Source organism: Frigoribacterium sp. NBH87 (assembly GCF_014217665.1).
GTDB classification, from domain to species: domain Bacteria; phylum Actinomycetota; class Actinomycetes; order Actinomycetales; family Microbacteriaceae; genus Frigoribacterium; species Frigoribacterium endophyticum.
The window spans coordinates 2,886,674-2,905,471 of the sequence record NZ_CP043650.1; the positions used below are offsets into that span (position 1 = coordinate 2,886,674).

Below are 18,798 nucleotides of genomic sequence, written 5' to 3' on the forward strand. Positions count from 1 at the left end.
CCCGGCACCCGCACCCGAGAGGACCCTCATGACCGTCAACCTGCTGCCGCCCGCCCCCGCCGAGGAGGCGACCCCGCCCGACCGACACCAGGCGGCGCCCCTCCAGCCCGCCCAGAAGCGCAAGGCGCACCGCTCGCCGCTCGCGTACTTCCTGGTCGCGCCCGCCGCCCTCGCCGAGCTGCTCGTCCACATCATCCCGATGGTGCTGGGCGTCTGGATCGCGTTCATCACGCTCAACCAGCTCAGCATCGCCAACTGGGTCAACGCGCCCTTCGTCGGCCTCCGCAACTTCGTCACGGCCCTCGACCCGAGCTCGCCGATCGCCGGCCAGCTCTACGGGGCCCTCGGCCGCACCCTGCTCTTCACCGTCATCGTCGTGGCCATCGCCTGGAGCATGGGCATGCTGGGAGCAGTGCTGCTCACCAGCTCGTTCAAGGGCCGCGGGATCCTCCGCACGCTCTTCCTCGTGCCCTACGCCCTGCCGTCCTACGTCGGGACGATCGCGTGGGCCTTCATGTTCAACCAGCGCGACGGGGCCATCAACCGGTTCCTGGTCGACGACCTGGGCATCCTCCAGGACCGCCCCTTCTGGCTGCTCGGCGGCAACTCGTTCTGGGCGATCGTCATCGTCACGGCCTGGCAGTTCTGGCCGTTCGCCTTCCTGATGCTCCTCGCCGCGCTGCAGAACATCCCGGGCGACGTCTACGAGGCCGCGAGCCTCGACGGCGCGAGCCTCTGGAAGCAGTTCACGCAGATCACGCTGCCCATGGTGAAGCCGGCCAACGCCGTGCTGCTGCTCATCATGAGCCTCTGGATCTTCAACCAGTTCAACGTGCCCTACGTGCTCTTCGGCCCGGCGTCGCCCGAGCAGGCGACGCTCATCTCGCCGCTGATCTACCAGCAGAGCTTCAACAACTGGAACTTCGGCCTCGGCGGCGCCATGAGCGTGATGCTCCTGATCGTCCTGCTGATCGCGTCGGCGTTCTACATCCGCATGGTTCTCCCGAAGGGACAGCACGATGATTGAGACCCGTGGCTTCAAGATTTTCCGGTTCTTCGGGCTGGCCTTCCTGTCGCTCGTCGTGGTCGTGCCGCTGTACGTGGTGCTGACGACGTCGATCAAGCCGCTCGCCGACGTCCAGGGGCTCTTCACCTGGATCCCGACGCGGGTCACGCTCGAGCCGTACGTGCAGATCTGGCAGACCGTGCCGCTGGCGTCGTACTTCAAGAACAGCCTCATCGTCACGGTCTCGGCGACGGTGCTCTCGGTGGCCATGGCGGTGCTGGCGGCCTACTCGCTGGCCCGCCTGCGCTTCCGCGGGCAGCGGAGCTTCAGCCTCGTGGTGCTGTCGACCCAGATGTTCCCCGGCATCCTGTTCCTGCTGCCGCTCTTCCTCATCTTCGTGCAGATCCAGCGCACGGTCGGGGTGCAGCTCACGGGCAGCTACCTCGGGCTGATCATCACCTACATGACGTTCAGCCTGCCGTTCTCGATCTGGATGCTCACGGGCTACTTCGCCTCCATCCCGAAGGAGCTCGAGGAGGCGTCGATGATCGACGGGACGGGCCGCCTCGGCGCGCTCTTCCGCGTCATCATCCCCGTCGCGAAGCCCGGCATCATCGCCGTCGCGGTCTACGCCTTCATCACGGCGTGGGGCGAGGTCCTCTTCGCCTCGGTGCTGACCAGCAAGGACACGCGGACCCTGTCGATCGGCCTCCGGGCGTACGCGTCGCAGCAGGACGTCTACTGGAACCAGCTGATGGCCGCGTCGGTGGTCGTCTCGCTGCCCGTGCTGATCGGCTTCATGCTCGTGCAGAAGCACCTGATCACGGGGCTCTCCTCGGGCGCGGTCAAGTGACCCGGCCGGGAGGCGCCGCCCCGGTCGTCACGGTCGGGGCGGCCCGCCCCGCCCCCGCCGTGGAGGCCGGAGGCGCCTCCCGGCCCGGGCACGTCCGCGTCGGCATCGTGGGCGGCGGCTTCATGGCGCGCGTCCACGCCGCCGCCGCCCGCACCGCCGGCGCCGAGGTCGTGGCCCTCGCGTCGTCGACCCCGGAGAGCGCCGCCCGCGCGGCGGCCTCGCTCCGCGTCGCCCGGGCGCACGCGTCGGTCGCCGACCTCGTCGACGACCCCGCCGTCGACGTCGTGCACGTCTGCTCGCCGAACGCCAGCCACGCCCCGGTCGCGCTCGCCGCGCTCCGGGCCGGCAAGCACGTCGTCTGCGAGAAGCCCCTCGCGACGACGAGCCAGGAGGGGGAGGCGCTGGTCGCCGCCGCCTCCGCCGCGGGTCGCGTCGCCGCGGTGCCCTTCGTCTACCGCTACCACCCGATGGTCCGGGAGGCGCGGGCCCGCATCGCCCGGGGAGACACCGGCCGGGTGCTGAGCGTCCGGGGGAGCTACCTGCAGGACTGGCTGCTCGAGAGCGACGACGTCGACTGGCGCGTCGACTCGGCCGCCGGGGGCCCGTCTCGGGCCTTCGCCGACATCGGCAGCCACCTCGTCGACCTCCTCGAGTTCGTGCTCGGCGACGCCGGCCGCCTCGTGCGCTTGTCGTCGACGACCACGACCGTGCACCGCGAACGCGGCGGTCGGCCCGTCGACACCGAGGACGAGGCCGCCGTCGTCTTCGAGACCGTCGGGGGAGCGATCGGCACCCTCTTCGTGTCGCAGGTCGCGCCGGGGCGCAAGAACCGCCTCCTCATCGACGTCGCGGGCACGGTCGAGAGCCTCGAGTTCTCGCAGGAGGAGCCCGAGACGCTGTGGGTCGGCCGGCGGCGCGGCACCGAGGTGCTGGCCCGCGACGCGGCGGCCCTGTCGCCCGACGCCGCGCGCCTGTCGATCGTGCCGGCGGGCCACCCGCTCGGCTACGTGGACGCCTTCGCGGCGTTCGTCGCCGACGTCTACGACGCGGTCGACGGCGGCGCGCCCGAGGGGCTCCCGACCTTCGACGACGGCCTCCGGGCGATCCGCGTCACCGAGGGCGTCCTGGCCGCCGCGGCCGGGCGTCGCTGGGTCGACGTGCCCTGACGGGGCCCCGCCCCCTGCCATGCTGGCGGGGACGCCGGGTCGGCACCCCCGCCTCCGCCCGCCCTGCACGACCCCGCCTCCGCACCACCCGCACCACCCGCACCGCCGCACCGCCCGCCCCGCCCGGAGAGGACCCCATGAGCGAGAGCTCCCGCCCCGTCACCCTGTTCACCGGCCAGTGGGCCGACCTGCCCCTCGAGGAGGTCGCGGCGCTCGCCGCGGGCTGGGGCTACGACGGCCTCGAGATCGCGGCCTCGGGCGACCACCTCGACCTCGAGCGGGCCGACCAGGACGACGCCTACCTCCGCTCGCGCCTCGACGTGCTCGACCGCCACGGCCTGCGCGTGTGGGCGATCTCGAACCACCTCACGGGCCAGGCGGTCTGCGACGACCCGATCGACTTCCGCCACCAGGCGATCCTGCGGCCGTCGACCTGGGGCGACGGCGACCCGGAGGGCGTGCGGCAGCGCGCCGCGGAGGACATGAAGCGGGCGGCCCGCGTCGCCCGCAAGATGGGCGTCGACACCGTCGTCGGCTTCACCGGGTCGGCGATCTGGCCGTACGTCGCGATGTTCCCGCCCGTGCCCGCCAGCGTCATCGACGCCGGCTACGAGGACTTCGCCACGCGCTGGAACCCCATCCTCGACGTGTTCGACGCCGAGGGGGTGCGGTTCGCGCACGAGGTGCACCCGAGCGAGATCGCCTACGACCACTGGACGAGCGTGCGCACGCTCGAGGCCATCGAGCACCGCGAGGCGTTCGGCTTCAACTGGGACCCGTCGCACATGCTCTGGCAGGGCGTCGACGTCGTCGGCTTCATCACCGACTTCGCGTCGCGGATCTACCACGTGGACTGCAAGGACACGCGCGTGCGCCCCGCGTCGGGCCGCTCGGGCGTGCTCGGCTCCCACCTGCCGTGGGGCGACCCGCGCCGCGGCTGGGACTTCGTGTCGACCGGGCACGGCGACGTGCACTGGGAGGACGCCTTCCGCGCCCTCGACGCCGTCGGCTACGACGGCCCCATCTCGATCGAGTGGGAGGACGCCGGCATGGACCGCCTGCACGGCGCCCCGGAGGCCCTGGCCCACGTGCGCTCGCTGCTCTGGCCGCGGCCCGCCGCCTCCTTCGACTCCGCGTTCTCGAACCAGTAGCAGGGAGACCGACCCGTGCCCCGACTCCTCCTCCCCGGCCAGACCAGCCGCCTCCTCGTCGTCGACGCCGTCACCGGCGAGGCCGAGGTCGCCTTCCGCAGCGGGCGCGTGCTCGTCGAGGCCCCGAACTGGAGCCCCGACGGCCGCTGGCTCGTCGTCAACGGCGACGGCCTGCTCTGGCGCCTGCCGGCCGACGCCCGCGACGCCGACGAGACCGACCTCGTGCCCGTGCCGCTCGGCGACGTGCCCGAGATCAACAACGACCACGTGATCGCGCCCGACCAGCGGACCGTCGTGGTGAGCGCGCGCGACGGGCACCTGTACGAGGTGCCGTGGGACGGGGTGGAGCCGGGCGGGAGCGCCCGTCGGGTGACGCGCGACCACCCTCCGGGCAGGAACCACAAGAACTACCTGCACGGCGTCTCGCCCGACGGCACCCAGCTCAGCGTGGTCGTCGGCGCCCTGCCGGCGCCGGTCGACGACCCGGACGGCGAGGAGGCGCGGGCCGGCTGGCGGACGGACGTGGCGCTGGTCTCCGTGGCCGACGGCACCGCGACCGCCGTCACCGCCGACGAGCACCCCGACGACGGCCCCGAGTTCTCGCCCGACGGCCGGTGGCTGTGGTGGAACTCGGAGCGCGCCTCCGGCGGCGTCGCCGGGCACGCCCGGCTGTTCCGGGCCGCGGCCGACGGCGGCGACCTCGTGCAGGTGACCGACGACGAGCGGGTGAACTGGTTCCCCCACCCCTCGCCGGACGGCCGCACGCTGCTCTGGCTGGCGTACGAGCCGGGCACCACCGGGCACCCGGCCGACCGCGACGTGGAGCTGCGGACGATGCCGCTCGGCGACGACGGGCTGCCCGTGCCGGGCTCCGAGCCGCGCACCCTGCGGGCACTGCAGGGCGGCCAGGGCACGGTCAACGTGCCGTGCTGGGCGCCAGACTCGCGGCGCTTCGCCTGCGCGGACTACCCGCGGGGCTGAGCGGAGGGGCCACGACCGTAGGCCACGCGTCGGTGCATCCCGGACGCGACCCCGGTGCGACCCCGGTGCGCCGCCGATGAGAGCCCTGTGAGGAGTGCACGGCTCACGCATGGCGCCACCACAGCCGCCTCATAGGAATCCCTCGATACTGGGGAAGGTGACCACTTCGACCCCCGCCACCGCAGCCGCCCCGAGACTCACCCGGGCCGACGGATCGCCCCTCCGCGTCCTCGTCGTCGACGACGAGGCCAGCCTCACCGACCTGCTCTCGATGGCGCTCCGCTACGAGGGGTACGACGTGAAGGCGGCCGCCGACGGCCAGGGCGCGCTCGCCCTCGCCCGCGAGTTCCAGCCCGACGCCATCGTGCTCGACTGGATGCTGCCCGACATCGACGGCATCCAGGTGCTCGGCCGGCTCCGTCAGGGCGGCGACGACACCCCCATCCTCTTCCTCACGGCGAAGGACAGCGTCGAGGACCGCGTCTCGGGCCTCACCGCGGGCGGCGACGACTACGTCACGAAGCCCTTCTCCCTCGAGGAGGTCGTCGCCCGGCTGCGCGGCCTGATCCGCCGATCCGCCTCCGCGATCAGCGAGCACGGAGACTCGCGGATCGTCGTGGGCGACCTCGTCCTCGACGAGGAGAGCTACGAGGTGTCGCGCGCCGGCCGCGAGGTCGAGCTCACCGCCACCGAGTTCGAGCTGCTGCGCTTCCTGATGCGCAACCCGCGTCGCGTGCTGAGCAAGGCGCAGATCCTCGACCGGGTCTGGAGCTACGACTTCGGCGGCAAGTCGAGCGTCGTCGAGATCTACATCTCGTACCTGCGCAAGAAGATCGACGCGGGCGAGGAGCCCATGATCCACACCGTGCGCGGCGTCGGCTACGTCATCAAGCCCACGTCGTGAGCGACGCGCTGCCCGCCCGGGTCGGCGGGCGGCTACGGGGGGCCCTCGGCCGGGTCCCCGCCCCCGGGGCCCCGCTGACGCTCCGCAACCGGCTGATCCTGAGCATCGTCGCGCTCGTCGTGCTGCTCACGGTCGTGATCGGCGCGGTGAGCGTGGTGGCGCTGCGCGGGTCGCTGATGAACCAGCTCGACGCCGACCTGTCGCAGGCCGTGCAGCGTGCGGTCGCCGGGTCGGGCCCGGGCACGGGCGGCCGCCCGACGGTCTCGCCCGACTACGAGGACCTCAGCGGGCCCCGTCAGGCTCCCGGCACCTTCACCGCCCTCCTCCAGGGCGACAGCGTCGTCCAGGTGCACATCGACGACGACGGCCAGGTCACCACGCAGACGAGCACCTCCGACGACACGGCGGTGCAGCGCGTGGCGCAGTCGGCCGTGCCGGTCACCGCCGACCTCGGCGGCGACCTCGGCAGCTACCGCCTGCAGGCCGTGCCCGTGCAGATCCGGACGAGCTCCGCCTCCGTCAGCACCGTCGTCGCGGCGACCCTGGTGGTGGGCCTGCCGACCGACACCGTGTCGCGCACGGTCACCAGCCTCGTCACGATCATCGCCCTGGTCACGCTCGTCGGGCTCGCCCTCGCGGTCGTCATCGCCTACGGCGTCGTCAGGTACGCCCTCCGCCCGCTCGAGCGGATGACCGACACGGCCCTCCGCGTCGCCGAGCTGCCGCTCGACCGCGGCGAGGTCGCCCTCGCCGAGCGCGTCGCCGAGCCCGACGCCGACGTCCGCACCGAGGTCGGCCGTGTCGGCGCGGCCTTCAACCGCATGCTCGGCCACGTGGCCGGAGCGCTGGAGGCGCGTCAGCAGAGCGAGAACAAGGTGCGGCAGTTCGTCGCCGACGCCTCGCATGAGCTCCGCACCCCGCTCGCGTCGGTGCGCGGCTACGCCGAGCTCACCCGACGCATGGGCACCGACCTGCCGCCGGACGTCGTCTACGCGATGGGCCGGATCGAGTCGGAGGCCGTCCGCATGACCTCGCTCGTCGAGGACCTCCTCCTGCTCGCACGCCTCGACGAGGGCCGCGACCTGGTGGTCGGCGACGTCGACCTGACCCGCGTCGTGCTCGACGCCGTCAACGACGCCCACGTCGCCAGCGACTCGCACCCCGTCGACGTCGACCTGCCCGACCGGCCGGTCGTCGTGCCGGGCGACGCCATGCGCCTCCACCAGATCGTCGCGAACCTGCTGACCAACGCCCGCACCCACACCCCCGACGGCACGAGGGTGCACGTCGCGCTCGGCGTCGACCCGTCGGGCAGCCAAGCGCTCGTCACGGTGGCCGACGAGGGCCCCGGCATCGAGCCGAGCGTGCTGCCGGTGCTCTTCGAGCGGTTCGCGCGCGCCGACAGCTCGCGGTCGCGCACGGCCGGGTCGACCGGGCTCGGCCTCGCCATCGTCGAGGCGGTCGTGCACGCCCACGGCGGGCACGTCTCGGTCGAGAGCAGCCCCGCGGGTGCCGTCTTCACGGTGCGCCTGCCGCTCGAGGGGCCGGCGGAGCCCGACGCGGCGGCGACGTCGCGGGCGACGGGGCCGATGACCGGGTCCGCGCCGGGGCAGGGGCAGGGGCAGGGCGAGGAGGCCCGACTTGCGCGAGCGTGAGTCGTGCGTCTACTCTGTACCCAGCCCAAGACCGCCGGTTGTCATCGCCTGCGCTCAGCCTCGCTGAGACAGACGGAGACCGAAGGTTCTCGAGAGAGAGCGACCAGCGCAGGTGTGTGAAGTCGTTCCTCTTCTCGAAGAGACTCAGCTCCGTGCGCCCGCGCCGGAGCTTTTTTCTTTGCCCCGGCACCGATCTCGGTGTCGTGGGCCTCGAGGTCCCGGGGGCTGCCGGCACACCCACGTTTAGGAGAGCCATGGCGAACAAGGAAGCATCGGTCGCCGAGCTCACGGAGAACTTCCGTGACTCGACCGCCGTCCTGCTCACCGAGTACCGCGGTCTCACTGTCGCTGAGCTCAAGGAGCTCCGCAAGTCCATCAGTGCAGACGCGACGTACGCCGTGGTGAAGAACACGCTCAGCAAGATCGCGGCCAACAACGCCGGAATCAGCTCGTTCGACGACGAACTCGTCGGGCCTTCTGCGATCGCCTTCGTGCACGGTGACCCTGTCACCGTCGCCAAGAGCCTGCGTGACTTCGCCAAGGCACACCCCGCTCTGATCGTGAAGAACGGTTACTTCGACGGTAACCCTCTCTCGGCAGACGAGGTCAACAAGCTCGCCGATCTCGAGTCGCGGGAGGTGCTGCTGGGCAAGCTGGCCGGCGCCTTCAAGGCTTCGCTCTTCGGTGCTGCTTACCTGTTCCAGGCTCCGCTCTCGCAGGCCGTCCGCACGGTCGAGGCGCTGCGCGCGAAGCAGGACGCCGACAGCTAACAGCTGTCGTCGCAACCACCACCACTTCAAGAACACAACAAGGAGAACACCATGGCGAAGCTCACGCAGGACGAACTGATCGAGGCCTTCAAGGAGCTCACGCTCATCGAGCTCAGCGAGTTCGTGAAGAAGTTCGAAGAGGTCTTCGAGGTCACCGCTGCGGCCCCCGTCGCCGCCGCCGGTGCCGCCGGCCCCGCCGCCGCTGCCGAAGAGGTCGAGGAGAAGGACTCCTTCGACGTCGTCCTCGACTCGGTCGGCGACAAGAAGATCCAGGTCATCAAGGAGGTCCGCGCGCTCACGAGCCTCGGCCTCGGCGAGGCCAAGGCCGTCGTCGACGGTGCGCCCAGCACCGTCCTCGAGGGCGCCAACAAGGAGACCGCCGAGAAGGCGAAGGCTCAGCTCGAGGCTGCCGGCGCCACCGTCACCCTCAAGTAGTCGGCGGGGCCCACGGCCCCACCGCTCCTGCACCACAGCAGAAGGCGTCGCCCCTCGGGGCGGCGCCTTCCGCCGTTCCCGGGGGCACTGCGGCGGCACCCGGAGCCGTCTCGCGGGCCGGGCAGCCGGGAGGCCCTGCGCAGCCGGGAGGCCCCGCGCAGCCGGGAGGGCTAGGAGGCGCGGCCCACGACGGAGTGCCGACGCCCGTACCCGAGGTACACCGCGGTGCCCACGACCATCCAGAGCGCGAAGGCCACCCAGGTGATCCAGCCGAGCGTCACCATGAGCAGCACGCACGCGGCGAACCCGAGCACCGGCACGACCGGGTACAGCGGCACGCGGAACGTGCGGTCGAGCTCGGGCCGGTTGCGCCGCAGCCAGATGACCGACACGTTGACCAGCGCGAACGCGAAGAGCGTGCCGATGCTCGTGGCGTCGGCCAGCGCGCCGAGCGGCACGAGGGCCGCGGTGAGGGCGACCGCCCCGCCGACGATCAGCGTGCCCGCCACGGGCGTGCGCGTGCGCGGCGAGACGCGGCCCAGCACGCGCGGCACGAGTCCGTCACGGGCCATGGCCACGAAGATGCGGGTCTGGCCGTAGAGCACCGTCAGCACGACGCTGGCGATGGCGGCCACGGCCGTCACGGCGAACAGGAAGGCCACCCACGGCTGGCCCGTGATGTCGGCCACGATCGTCACGAGGGTCGCCTCGCCGTCGGTGAACTCCGTCCACGGCCTCGCGCCGATCGCCGCGACCGCCACGAGCACGTAGAGCACGGTGATGATCACGATCGAGGCGATGATGGCCCGGGGCAGGTCGCGCCGGGCGTCACGGGCCTCCTCGCCCGCCGTCGAGGCCGCGTCGAAGCCGATGTAGGAGAAGAACAGGCGGGAGGCGGCGGCCGAGACCCCCGCCGCGCCCATCGGGGCGAGGGGCTCGAAGTTGCCCGAGCGGAACGCCGAGAAGGCCACGACGACGAAGAAGACCAGCAGCCCGACCTTGACGACGACGAGGACGGTGTTGACCCAGGCCCCCTCGCGGGCGCCGGGCAGCAGCACGACGGTGGCGAGCAGCACGAGCACGGCCGCGGGCAGGTTGAGCAGGCCGCCGGCCCCGGGCGGGTCGGCGAGGGCGGCCGGCAGGGCGAGGCCGACCACGTCGAGTGCCTCGTTCACGTACTGGCCGGCCCCGACGGCCACCGCGGCGACCGACACCGCGTACTCGAGCACGAGGCACCAGCCGCAGACCCAGGCCAGGCCCTCACCGAGCGTCGCGTAGGCGTAGCTGTAGCTCGACCCGGAGACGGGCACGCTGCCGGCCATCTCGGCGTACGAGAGGGCGGAGAGCAGCGCCGCGACGCCGGCGAGCACGAAGGCCATCCAGACGGCGGGGCCGGCCAGGGGCACGGCGGTGCCGAGCACCACGAGGATGCCCGTGCCGAGCGTCGCGCCGATGCTGATCGCGGTCAGGTGCCAGACGCCGAGGGTGCGTCGAAGCGCCGGCTGGCCCGAGGCCTCCTGGTCGTCGGCGAACGACTCCAGGGGCTTCCGGCGGCGCAGCTGGACGCCCAGCGAGGGGCGGACGGAGGGCGCGGGGGAGGAGGGGGCGACGTCGTCAGGCACCCGCGAGAGGTTACCGCACGGCCGGCCCGCGACTCCCGCGCCCGGTCACGGCCCGGCCGGTCCCGCTCGGGCCGATCCGCGCCTCCCGCGGTCAGTCCGCCTCGACGTCCAGCCCGAGCTGTCGGACCCGCGCCATCGCCTCCCGGCGCGACGTGGCCTGCAGCTTGCGGTAGATGCTCCGCACGTGGCTCTTCACCGTGTTGACGGAGATGTAGAGCTGGTTGCCGATCTGGCCGAGGGTCTGGCCGGTGGCAAGGTGCCGGACGATCACGAGCTCGCGGTCGCTGAGCGGCTCGGCCAGCTCGTCGACCGCGTCGCCGGTGGCGCCGCGCAGGCGGTCGAGGGCCCCCTGGATGACGTCGGGCTGGTCGCGCTGCGCCGCCCGCGACGCGAGGTGGTCGAGCGTCTGCACGGGCAGGGTCGCGAACGGCCAGAGCGAGCCCATGCGCGCGACGGAGAGCAGGGCGCGGTCGAAGGCGATGTCGGCCCGGCCGCCGTCGCCGGTCAGCGCGTGCGCCGCCGCGGCGATGGCGTGCACGTGGCCCATCGTCCGCTCGGTGTGCAGGTCGCCGAGGGCGAGGCAGCCCTCGAGGGCGTCGAGCGCCGCCTCGGGCTCGCCCGCCTGGAGGTGCACGAGGGCCAGCACGCGGCTCGGGCAGAGCACGTGGCGGTCGCTCGGCGCGAGCGGGGCGGCGAGGCGACGGGCCTCCTGCGGCTGGCCGAGCGCGCGCATCGTCTCGGCGCGCAGGGCGGCCACGGACGACGGCACGACGGGGTGGCCCGTGAAGCCCTGGGTCAGGCGCGTGATCCGCCCGAGGTGGTCGAGCAGCTCGATGTACCGCTGCTCGACGAGGCAGACGTGGGCCTCGGCGAGCCAGCCGAGCGCCTCCCAGTCGCTCCCGCGCGACGACTCGCGCACGGCGGCGACGATCTGCTCGACCTCCGCGAGGGGCCGGTCGCGCTCGAGGGCCACGTGCAGCCGGGTGATCTGCGCGAGCGCGCCGAACGAGCTGACCAGGAGGTCCGTCCCGGCGGCGAGCTGCTCCGCGTGGGCGACGTGCTCGTCGGCGACGGCGAAGTCGCCGAGCAGCATCGCGACGTAGGCGAGGGCGGAGAGGCACTCGACGCGCTCGGCGGTGCTCAGGTGCTCCTCGCCGAGGCCGGCGGCGAGGCCCAGGGCGAAGAGGGCCTGGTCGTACTCGCCGTAGTGGACGCGGATCAGCCCGAGCTGGAGGCTGAACGAGGCGCTGAGGCCGATGCGGGCACTGATCGCCTGCGCGAGGTCGGTCTCGATCATCGTGCGGGCGATCTCGAGGTGCTCGTGCGCGACGACGAAGTTGCCGAGGGTGCGCAGCGTGGCCGCGAGGTGGACGTGGTAGCCCGCCCGGACGTCGAGGCCCAGGGTCGGGTCGGCGTCGATGGCCTTGGCCACGCCGCGGAACCACGGCAGCGCGGCGCTGGCCGAGCGCGAGCCGACGGAGCGGTGGCTGGCCGCGAGGGCGAGCAGGATGCGCGGCCGGGAGCGCCACTCCTCCTCGGGGAAGGAGCGCACGGCCTCGCGGAGGCGGGCGCCCTGCACGGGCGCGATGCGGCTCCAGCCGTCCTCGATGGCGTCGAGGGACGCCCGGTGGTCGGTGAGCTGCAGCTCAGCGCTCGGGGGTGCGACGGACGTGTCGTCAGGCGTGTTCACGGGTCCTACCTCTGCCACATCGGGTAGTTCTCCGTCGGGTACGGAGAATGCGGCCACGGGGTGCGGTGAACCACCCCGGAGCCCATCCTAAACTGAGTGTTCTTCCTGGTCACTGCGAAAACGTCGGCCGACCCGAACTGGGGTGGGCAGAAAGGTCGTTCGTCGGCGTGGCGAGGCCCCGGGAGGCGGTGGTCCGGCGGTGTCGTCGGCACGGCGTACCGTGACGGCATGAGCAGGACGAACTCGGTCGCCGCGGGCGGCGTCCGCGGCGGCGGCCGCATCTCGAGCGGCGACGCGCAGGCGCAGAAGGCCGCGAACGCCGCGGCGCCGCGCATCCCCGACCTCTTCCGGCGCATCCGGGGCCTGTTCGACCCGTACCGCCGGGCCCTCGTCGTCACGGTCGTCCTCGTGCTCATCGGGGCCGCGATCAGCGTGCTGCCCCCGCTGCTGACGAAGCAGGCGTTCGATCTCGGGCTCTTCCCCGCGGGCGGCCCCGACGTCCCCGTGCTGCTGGAGCTCGTGGGCGCCATGGTGCTGCTCTGGGTGCTGAGCGCCGGCATCGGCGTGTGGCAGACCTGGCTCACCGCGACGGTCGGCAACCAGGTGATGGGAGCCCTCCGCATCCGGCTCTTCGGGCACCTTCAGCGGATGGAGCTGGCGTTCTTCACGCGCACGAAGACGGGCGTCATCCAGTCCCGGCTGCAGAACGACGTCGGCGGCGTGGCCAACGTCCTCAGCAACACGATCTCGAGCGTGCTCGGCAACACCGTCACGGTGATCGCGGCGTTCGTCTCGATGCTCGTGCTGAGCTGGCAGATGACGGTCGTGACCGTCATCCTCCTGCCGCTCCTCGTCGTCGCCCAGCGTCGGGTGGGCCAGGTGCGCGCGCGGATCGCCACGAAGACGCAGGAGTCCCTCTCCGACATGACCGCCATCACGCAGGAGGCGCTCAGCGTCAGCGGCATCCTGCTCGCGAAGAGCTTCAACCAGCAGCAGGCCGAGGTCGAGCGCTACTCGGCCGAGAACCGCACCCAGATCGGCCTCCAGGTGCGGCAGCAGATGAGCGGCCAGTGGTTCTTCGCCGTGGTCCAGATCTTCCTGTCGGTCATCCCCGCGCTGATCTACCTGGTGGCCGCCTGGCTCATCCTCCGCGACGTGCCCGTGACCGCCGGCACGATCGTCGCCTTCACCACCGTGCAGGCGCGCCTGACCTTCCCGCTGATGGGGCTGCTCCGCGTGGCCCTCGACCTCCAGACCTCGGGGGCGCTCTTCGCCCGCATCTTCGAGTACCTCGACCTGCAGCCGGCCATCACCGAGACGGGCACGCCGCGGCGCGTCGACCGCTCGGCCCTCGGCCGCGTCGAGTTCGACGACGTCGTGTTCAGCTACCCCGACGCCGAGCCGGGCCAGAAGACCCTCCGCGGGGTCAGCTTCGACATCGAGCCGGGGCAGTTCGCGGCCTTCGTCGGGCCGAGCGGGGCGGGCAAGACGACGGTGTCGTACCTCATCCCGCGGTTCTACGAGGCGTCGTCGGGGGCGGTGCGCTTCGCGGGCACCGACGTGCGCGAGCTCGACCAGGAGGACCTCGTGGCGAACATCGGCATCGTCAGCCAGGAGACGTACCTCTTCCACGCGACGATCGGCGACAACCTCCGCTACGCCCGCCCCGACGCCACCGACGAGCAGCTCGTCGCGGCCGCGCGGCAGGCGAACATCCACGAGACGATCGTGTCGTTCCCCGAGGGCTACGACACGGTCGTGGGCGAGCGCGGCTACCGCCTCTCCGGCGGCGAGAAGCAGCGCATCGCCATCGCGCGCGTCCTGCTCAAGGACCCGGCCGTGCTGGTGCTCGACGAGGCGACGAGCGCTCTCGACACGGTGAGCGAGCGCGTGGTGCAGCAGGCGCTCGACGCCGCCGCCCGGGGTCGCACGACGATCGCCATCGCCCACCGGCTCTCCACCGTGCGCGCGGCGGACGTCATCTTCGTCGTGGCGGCCGGCGAGGTCGTCGAGCGCGGCACGCACGACGAGCTGGTGCAGCGCGGCGGGGTCTACGCCGACCTCTACGGCCAGCAGGTCGCCTCGGTCGAGGCAGGGGCGGGCTCCGTCCCCGCCGGCGCAGCCGGTGGCGCGGCGGCGGGGGAGGCCTAGGCGCGCGCTGCGAGCATCTGCTCCATCGCGTCGATGTCGCTCTCCTGGGTCATGATCATGCCCCGGGCGAAGTCGCCGACCTGACGGTCGTCGCTCCGGGCCAGCACGGCCTCGGCCATCTCGATGCCGCCCCGGTGGTGGGCGATCATCAGGGTCAGGAAGAGGCGCTCGGCGTCGACGCCGTCGGCCGCGCGCAGCTCGGCCATCTGCTCGGGGGTCGCGAGGCCGGGCATGGGGTCGCCCGGGGTGTGCGACGGCGCCGACGACCCGTTGGTCGGCGCTGCGCCGGCCGTGTGGTCGTGGTCGCCGTAGCTGCCGTCGAGGGTGGGCCGGGTCATCCACGTCATCGTGGGCTCCGTCGGCGCCTGCGAGTCGCCCCAGAGCTCGAGCCACGCGTACATCTGCCCGGCCTGCTGCGACTGCGCGGTCGCGATGTCGTAGGCGATGGTCCGCACGTCGTCCGCGTCGCTCCGGTCACGGACGGCCATGGCCATCTCGACCGCCTGCTCGTGGTGCACCTGCATGTCGCGCGAGAAGCCCGCCTCCACGCTGCGCTCGCCGGGCACGACCGGCGCCGGCGCGCTCAGGCGGCCGACGGCGACGCCGGCCACGAGCACGATCGCGAGGGCGAGCACCGCCGCGACCACGAGACGGAGCCGACGGGCCCCGGAGTCGCGGGGCGCGCCTCCCTGACCGGTCGCGTCGGAGCGCGTGGTGCCGTCGCCCGCGTCGGTCACGAGACCCGGCCGGGCCCGTCGACGCCTCCGCTGCACGCGGCACCGGGCTCGGGGGCGGCGCTGGACTTCCAGTACTTGGTGACGAAGTCGGCGACGGCCGGGTCGGCCGGGTCGTCGAAGGCGAGCTGGGCGCCCCAGGCGCTCACGTACATCGGGCTGTCCATGCCCTCGTACGGCGAGACCACGGAGTAGGTCGAGGGCGCCAGGTCGGTGACGGCGGCGATCTGGTCGTCCGTCACCTGTGCCGGGTCGTAGGCGAACCAGATCGCGCCGTGCTCCAGGTCGTGCACCGCGTTCTCGTTCGGCACCTGCTCGGTGTAGACGCCGCAGTTCATCCAGACGCCCGCGTGGTCGCCGCCGGCCGGCGGGGTCATCTCGTAGTCGACGGAGCCCGTGACGTGGTTCGCCGTCAGGTCGTCCCAGGTCTGCACGCCGGCGACGGTGATGTCGTCCGGGTCTTGCCGGGGCTGGCCGCTCGTCACGACGAAGGTGACGAGCAGGGCGACGGCCGCGGCGCCCGCGACGGCCGCGATCGAGATGCCCACGACCCGGTTGCGCTTCTGGACGGCCTGCTGGCGCTTCAGCGCCGCGACCTTCTCCTGGCGGCGGGCGTCGCGCTGCTGCTTGACGCTGGGCTTGTTCTTGTCGGTGCTGGCCACGGTGCTGGTCCTCTGCGATGGGGGATCGGTGGTCGGGGGCGGTCCTCGTCGTGCGACGCCGGACGAGCTCGCCGCTCCGGCGCACGCTCGTCTCCGCGAGACCAGTCTGCGTGACGGAGGCCGGGAGCACGAGGGCCCCGGCGCGGCCGGGGCCGCGGACGGTCGTGGATGCGTCACCGACATTCTCCCCAGGCCCGTCTGGGAAGAGCGTCCACAGGGCGCGTGTCGGCGAGGCCCGTCCCCGCCGCCCGTCGTCCACCGTCACACGTCGGAGGGCCGCCGGTAGACTCGGGGGGCGGGTGAACCTCCCGCCCCCGACCCTCACCACAGGCCCCGCCCCGTGCGGCGGCCACCGATCCGCGAGCCCCACGACGGCGGCGGAGAACCCGGAGACGCCGTGAAGTACGCCGAGACCGTCCTCGACCTGGTGGGCGACACCCCGCTCGTCAAGCTGAACAAGGTGACCGAGGGCATCACGGCCACGGTGCTGGTCAAGGTCGAGTACCTCAACCCGGGCGGCTCCTCGAAGGACAGGATCGCGACGCGCATCGTCGACGCCGCCGAGCGCGACGGCCTGCTGAAGCCCGGCGGCACGATCGTCGAGCCGACGAGCGGCAACACCGGCGTCGGCCTCGCCCTCGTGGCGCAGCAGCGCGGCTACCGCTGCGTGTTCGTGCTGCCCGACAAGGTCGGCGACGACAAGCGCAACGTGCTCAAGGCCTACGGCGCCGAGATCGTCGTGACGCCGACGGCCGTCGAGCCCACCAGCCCCGAGTCGTACTACAGCGTCTCCGACCGGCTCGTCCGCGAGATCCCCGGTGCCTTCAAGCCGAACCAGTACGCCAACCCGGCCGGGCCGCAGAGCCACTACGAGACGACGGGCCCCGAGATCTGGCGCGACACCGAGGGGCGCGTGACCCACTTCGTCGCCGGCGTGGGCACGGGCGGCACCATCAGCGGAACCGGCCGGTACCTGAAAGAGGTCAGCGGCGGCGCCGTCCAGATCATCGGCGCCGACCCTGAGGGCAGCGTCTACAGCGGCGGGACGGGCCGGCCGTACCTCGTGGAGGGCGTCGGCGAGGACTTCTGGCCCTCGGCCTACGACCCCAGCGTCGTCGACCGGATCATCGCCGCCTCCGACGCCCGCTCGTTCGAGCTCACGCGTCGGCTGGCCCGCGAGGAGGGCCTGCTCGTCGGCGGTTCGTCGGGCCTCGCCGTGGCGGCGGCCCTCGACGTCGCCCGCGACCTCGGACCCGACGACGTCGTCGTCGTGCTGCTGCCCGACGGCGGCCGCGGCTACCTCGGCAAGATCTTCAACGACTCCTGGATGCGCGCCTACGGCTTCAGCGAGAGCGTCGACGGGCGCACCGTGCGCGACGTCCTCGCCGCGAAGGAGAGCGAGCTGCCCGACCTGGTGCACGCGCACCCCACCGACACCGTCCGCGACGTGGTCGGCATCATGTCGCGCTGGGGCGTCTCGCAGATGCCCGTCCTCACGGCCGAGCCTCCCGTCGTCATCGGCGAGGTCGTCGGCGCCGTCGAGGAGAAGGCGCTGCTCGAGCACGTCTTCACCGGGGCGGTCAGCATGGACGACACGCTCGACGGCGTCGTCGGGGCCGCCCTGCCGCTGATCGGCGTCAACGAGTCGCTGGCCGGGCTCCGGGCGTCGCTCGAGACCGCCGACGCCCTGCTCGTCACCGACGACGGCGCCCCCGTGGGCGTCGTCACCCGCCACGACGTGCTGGCCTTCCTCTCCGCCTAGGCCGCCGGCCCGGCCCGCCCCGGGCTCCGGCACCCCGCTCCCTCACCGACCTCCTGCTCACCCCGAAAGGCGCCCCATGAGCGACACCAGCTACGACCTCGGCTCCGCCGGCTTCTCCACCCGGGCGATCCACGCCGGCCAGCCCTTCGACCCCAGCACCGGCGCGGTCGTGCCGCCCATCTACCAGTCGTCGACCTTCGTGCAGGACGGCATCGGCGGGTTCCGCGGCGGCTACGAGTACGCGCGGTCGGCGAACCCGACCCGCGACTCCCTGCAGGAGCTCCTGGCCGCCCTCGAGGGCGGCACCGCGGCCTTCAGCTTCGCCTCCGGCCTGGCGGCCGAGGACGCGCTGCTCCGGTCGGTGCTGAAGCCCGGGTCGCGCATCGTGATGGGCAACGACGTCTACGGCGGGACCCACCGCCTGGTGAACCGGGTCTGGACCCCGTGGGGCGTCACGCTCGAGACGGCCGAGATGACCGACCTCGACGCCGTGCGCGCCGCCGTCCGCCCCGGCGAGACGGCCGTGCTCTGGGTCGAGACCCCCAGCAACCCGCTGATGAAGATCAGCGACATCGCGGCGCTCGCCGAGATCGGCCACGCGGCCGGCGCGCTCGTGGTGGTCGACAACACCTTCGCCTCGCCCTACCTCCAGCAGCCCCTCGCGCTGGGCGCCGACGTGGTCGTGCACTCGACGACGAAGTACATCGGCGGGCACTCCGACGTCGTCGGCGGTGCGCTCGTCGTGAAGGACGAGGCCCTGGCCGAGGCGATCGGCTTCATCCAGTTCGGGGCCGGCGCGGTCTCGGCGCCGATGGAGGCGTGGCTCACGGTGCGCGGCATCAAGACCCTCGGCGTGCGCGTCGACCGGCACTCGTCGAACGGGCTGGCCCTCGCCCGGGCCCTCGAGGCGCACCCGGCGATCGACCGTGTCTACTACCCGGGCCTCGAGTCGCACCCCGGCCACGAGCTGGCGGCCCGCCAGATGACGGCCTTCGGCGGCATGATCTCGGTGTCGCTCGCCGCGGGCCCCGCGGCGGCCCGTCGCTTCGCGGAGTCGACGGAGCTCTTCCAGCTCGCCGAGTCGCTCGGCGGCGTCGAGTCGCTCATCGGCTACCCGACCGAGATGACCCACGCCTCCGTGCGCGGCACCGAGCTCGAGGTCCCCGACACCGTGGTGCGCCTGTCGGTCGGCATCGAAGACGTCGCCGACCTGCTCGCCGACGTCGAGCAGGCGCTCGACCGCAGCGCCTCCTGAG

Annotated in this window: 16 protein-coding genes; 12 read left to right on the forward strand and 4 right to left on the reverse strand. The window is 72.7% G+C overall.

Annotated features, from left to right (window positions below; translation table 11 throughout):
* Positions 1-28 precede the first annotated feature (28 nt).
* The 9 genes from F1C15_RS13535 (at position 29) to rplL (ending at position 8,921) form a co-directional block, all read left to right on the forward strand.
* Positions 29-1,027: a carbohydrate ABC transporter permease gene (locus F1C15_RS13535; RefSeq protein ID WP_082514255.1), complete on the forward strand. Its 999-nt coding sequence runs from the start codon at positions 29-31 to the stop codon at positions 1,025-1,027.
* Entirely contained in the window at positions 1,020-1,859 is an 840-nt protein-coding gene (locus F1C15_RS13540; RefSeq protein WP_056053048.1) for a carbohydrate ABC transporter permease, read from the forward strand. The genes F1C15_RS13535 and F1C15_RS13540 overlap by 8 nt, the downstream gene beginning before the upstream one ends.
* A 122-nt stretch (positions 1,860-1,981) precedes the next feature.
* Positions 1,982-3,025, forward strand: coding sequence for a Gfo/Idh/MocA family protein (locus F1C15_RS13545; RefSeq protein ID WP_197981125.1), 1,044 nt, complete (start codon positions 1,982-1,984; stop codon positions 3,023-3,025).
* 137 nt (positions 3,026-3,162) lie between these two features.
* Complete coding sequence (locus F1C15_RS13550) at positions 3,163-4,176, forward strand: sugar phosphate isomerase/epimerase (protein ID WP_056053051.1); 1,014 nt, start codon at positions 3,163-3,165, stop codon at positions 4,174-4,176.
* Between the two features lie 15 nt (positions 4,177-4,191).
* Positions 4,192-5,157 (forward strand): PD40 domain-containing protein, encoded by a 966-nt coding sequence (locus tag F1C15_RS13555; protein WP_185231791.1) that lies wholly within the window; start codon positions 4,192-4,194, stop codon positions 5,155-5,157.
* Between the two features lie 145 nt (positions 5,158-5,302).
* The gene (locus tag F1C15_RS13560) at positions 5,303-6,061 is read left to right on the forward strand and encodes a response regulator transcription factor (RefSeq protein WP_235491201.1); all 759 of its coding nucleotides are present in this window, start codon (positions 5,303-5,305) and stop codon (positions 6,059-6,061) included.
* Complete coding sequence (locus F1C15_RS13565) at positions 6,058-7,716, forward strand: cell wall metabolism sensor histidine kinase WalK (RefSeq protein ID WP_082514256.1); 1,659 nt, start codon at positions 6,058-6,060, stop codon at positions 7,714-7,716. The genes F1C15_RS13560 and F1C15_RS13565 overlap by 4 nt, the downstream gene beginning before the upstream one ends.
* A gap of 254 nt (positions 7,717-7,970) precedes the next feature.
* Positions 7,971-8,486: a 50S ribosomal protein L10 gene (gene rplJ / locus F1C15_RS13570; protein ID WP_056053061.1), complete on the forward strand. Its 516-nt coding sequence runs from the start codon at positions 7,971-7,973 to the stop codon at positions 8,484-8,486.
* 51 nt (positions 8,487-8,537) lie between these two features.
* Entirely contained in the window at positions 8,538-8,921 is a 384-nt protein-coding gene (gene rplL, locus F1C15_RS13575) for a 50S ribosomal protein L7/L12 (RefSeq protein WP_056053063.1), read from the forward strand.
* A 170-nt stretch (positions 8,922-9,091) separates the two neighbouring features.
* On the opposite strand, the gene F1C15_RS13580 is transcribed toward rplL, so the two are convergent.
* Together F1C15_RS13580 and F1C15_RS13585 are read right to left on the reverse strand one after the other, a co-directional pair.
* Positions 9,092-10,543 carry an APC family permease gene (locus F1C15_RS13580; protein ID WP_185231793.1) on the reverse strand — a complete coding sequence of 484 codons (1,452 nt, stop codon included), beginning with the start codon at positions 10,541-10,543 and terminating at the stop codon, positions 9,092-9,094.
* Between the two features lie 91 nt (positions 10,544-10,634).
* The gene (locus tag F1C15_RS13585) at positions 10,635-12,233 is read right to left on the reverse strand and encodes a LuxR C-terminal-related transcriptional regulator (RefSeq protein ID WP_056053068.1); all 1,599 of its coding nucleotides are present in this window, start codon (positions 12,231-12,233) and stop codon (positions 10,635-10,637) included.
* A gap of 228 nt (positions 12,234-12,461) precedes the next feature.
* Between F1C15_RS13585 and F1C15_RS13590 the strand changes: the two genes are divergently transcribed.
* The gene (locus F1C15_RS13590; RefSeq protein WP_056053070.1) at positions 12,462-14,384 is read left to right on the forward strand and encodes an ABC transporter ATP-binding protein; all 1,923 of its coding nucleotides are present in this window, start codon (positions 12,462-12,464) and stop codon (positions 14,382-14,384) included.
* Here F1C15_RS13590 and F1C15_RS13595 read toward each other — a convergent pair.
* Both F1C15_RS13595 and F1C15_RS13600 read right to left on the reverse strand, forming a co-directional pair.
* Positions 14,381-15,121 carry a DUF305 domain-containing protein gene (locus F1C15_RS13595; RefSeq protein WP_255465287.1) on the reverse strand — a complete coding sequence of 247 codons (741 nt, stop codon included), beginning with the start codon at positions 15,119-15,121 and terminating at the stop codon, positions 14,381-14,383. The genes F1C15_RS13590 and F1C15_RS13595 overlap by 4 nt on opposite strands.
* On the reverse strand, positions 15,118-15,780 hold the full coding sequence (locus F1C15_RS13600; RefSeq protein ID WP_255465288.1) for a DUF3105 domain-containing protein: 663 nt from the start codon (positions 15,778-15,780) through the stop codon (positions 15,118-15,120). Before F1C15_RS13600 ends, F1C15_RS13595 begins: the two co-directional genes overlap by 4 nt.
* Before the next feature lie 397 nt (positions 15,781-16,177).
* Between F1C15_RS13600 and F1C15_RS13605 the strand changes: the two genes are divergently transcribed.
* Positions 16,178-17,542, forward strand: coding sequence for a cystathionine beta-synthase (locus tag F1C15_RS13605; RefSeq protein ID WP_185231797.1), 1,365 nt, complete (start codon positions 16,178-16,180; stop codon positions 17,540-17,542).
* A gap of 76 nt (positions 17,543-17,618) precedes the next feature.
* Positions 17,619-18,797 (forward strand): cystathionine gamma-synthase, encoded by a 1,179-nt coding sequence (locus F1C15_RS13610; RefSeq protein ID WP_185231799.1) that lies wholly within the window; start codon positions 17,619-17,621, stop codon positions 18,795-18,797.
* Position 18,798 lies beyond the last annotated feature (1 nt).

What these genes read in the sequence shown, in the direction of transcription:
- F1C15_RS13545 (WP_197981125.1), top strand. Translation starts at nt 1,982, where the DNA reads ATGGCGCGCGTCCACGCCGCCGCCGCCCGCACCGCCGGCGCCGAGGTC.
- F1C15_RS13610 (WP_185231799.1), top strand. Translation starts at nt 17,619, where the DNA reads ATGAGCGACACCAGCTACGACCTCGGCTCCGCCGGCTTCTCCACCCGG.
- F1C15_RS13540 (WP_056053048.1), top strand. Translation starts at nt 1,020, where the DNA reads ATGATTGAGACCCGTGGCTTCAAGATTTTCCGGTTCTTCGGGCTGGCC.
- F1C15_RS13535 (WP_082514255.1), top strand. Translation starts at nt 29, where the DNA reads ATGACCGTCAACCTGCTGCCGCCCGCCCCCGCCGAGGAGGCGACCCCG.
- F1C15_RS13550 (WP_056053051.1), top strand. Translation starts at nt 3,163, where the DNA reads ATGAGCGAGAGCTCCCGCCCCGTCACCCTGTTCACCGGCCAGTGGGCC.
- F1C15_RS13590 (WP_056053070.1), top strand. Translation starts at nt 12,462, where the DNA reads ATGAGCAGGACGAACTCGGTCGCCGCGGGCGGCGTCCGCGGCGGCGGC.
- rplJ (WP_056053061.1), top strand. Translation starts at nt 7,971, where the DNA reads ATGGCGAACAAGGAAGCATCGGTCGCCGAGCTCACGGAGAACTTCCGT.
- rplL (WP_056053063.1), top strand. Translation starts at nt 8,538, where the DNA reads ATGGCGAAGCTCACGCAGGACGAACTGATCGAGGCCTTCAAGGAGCTC.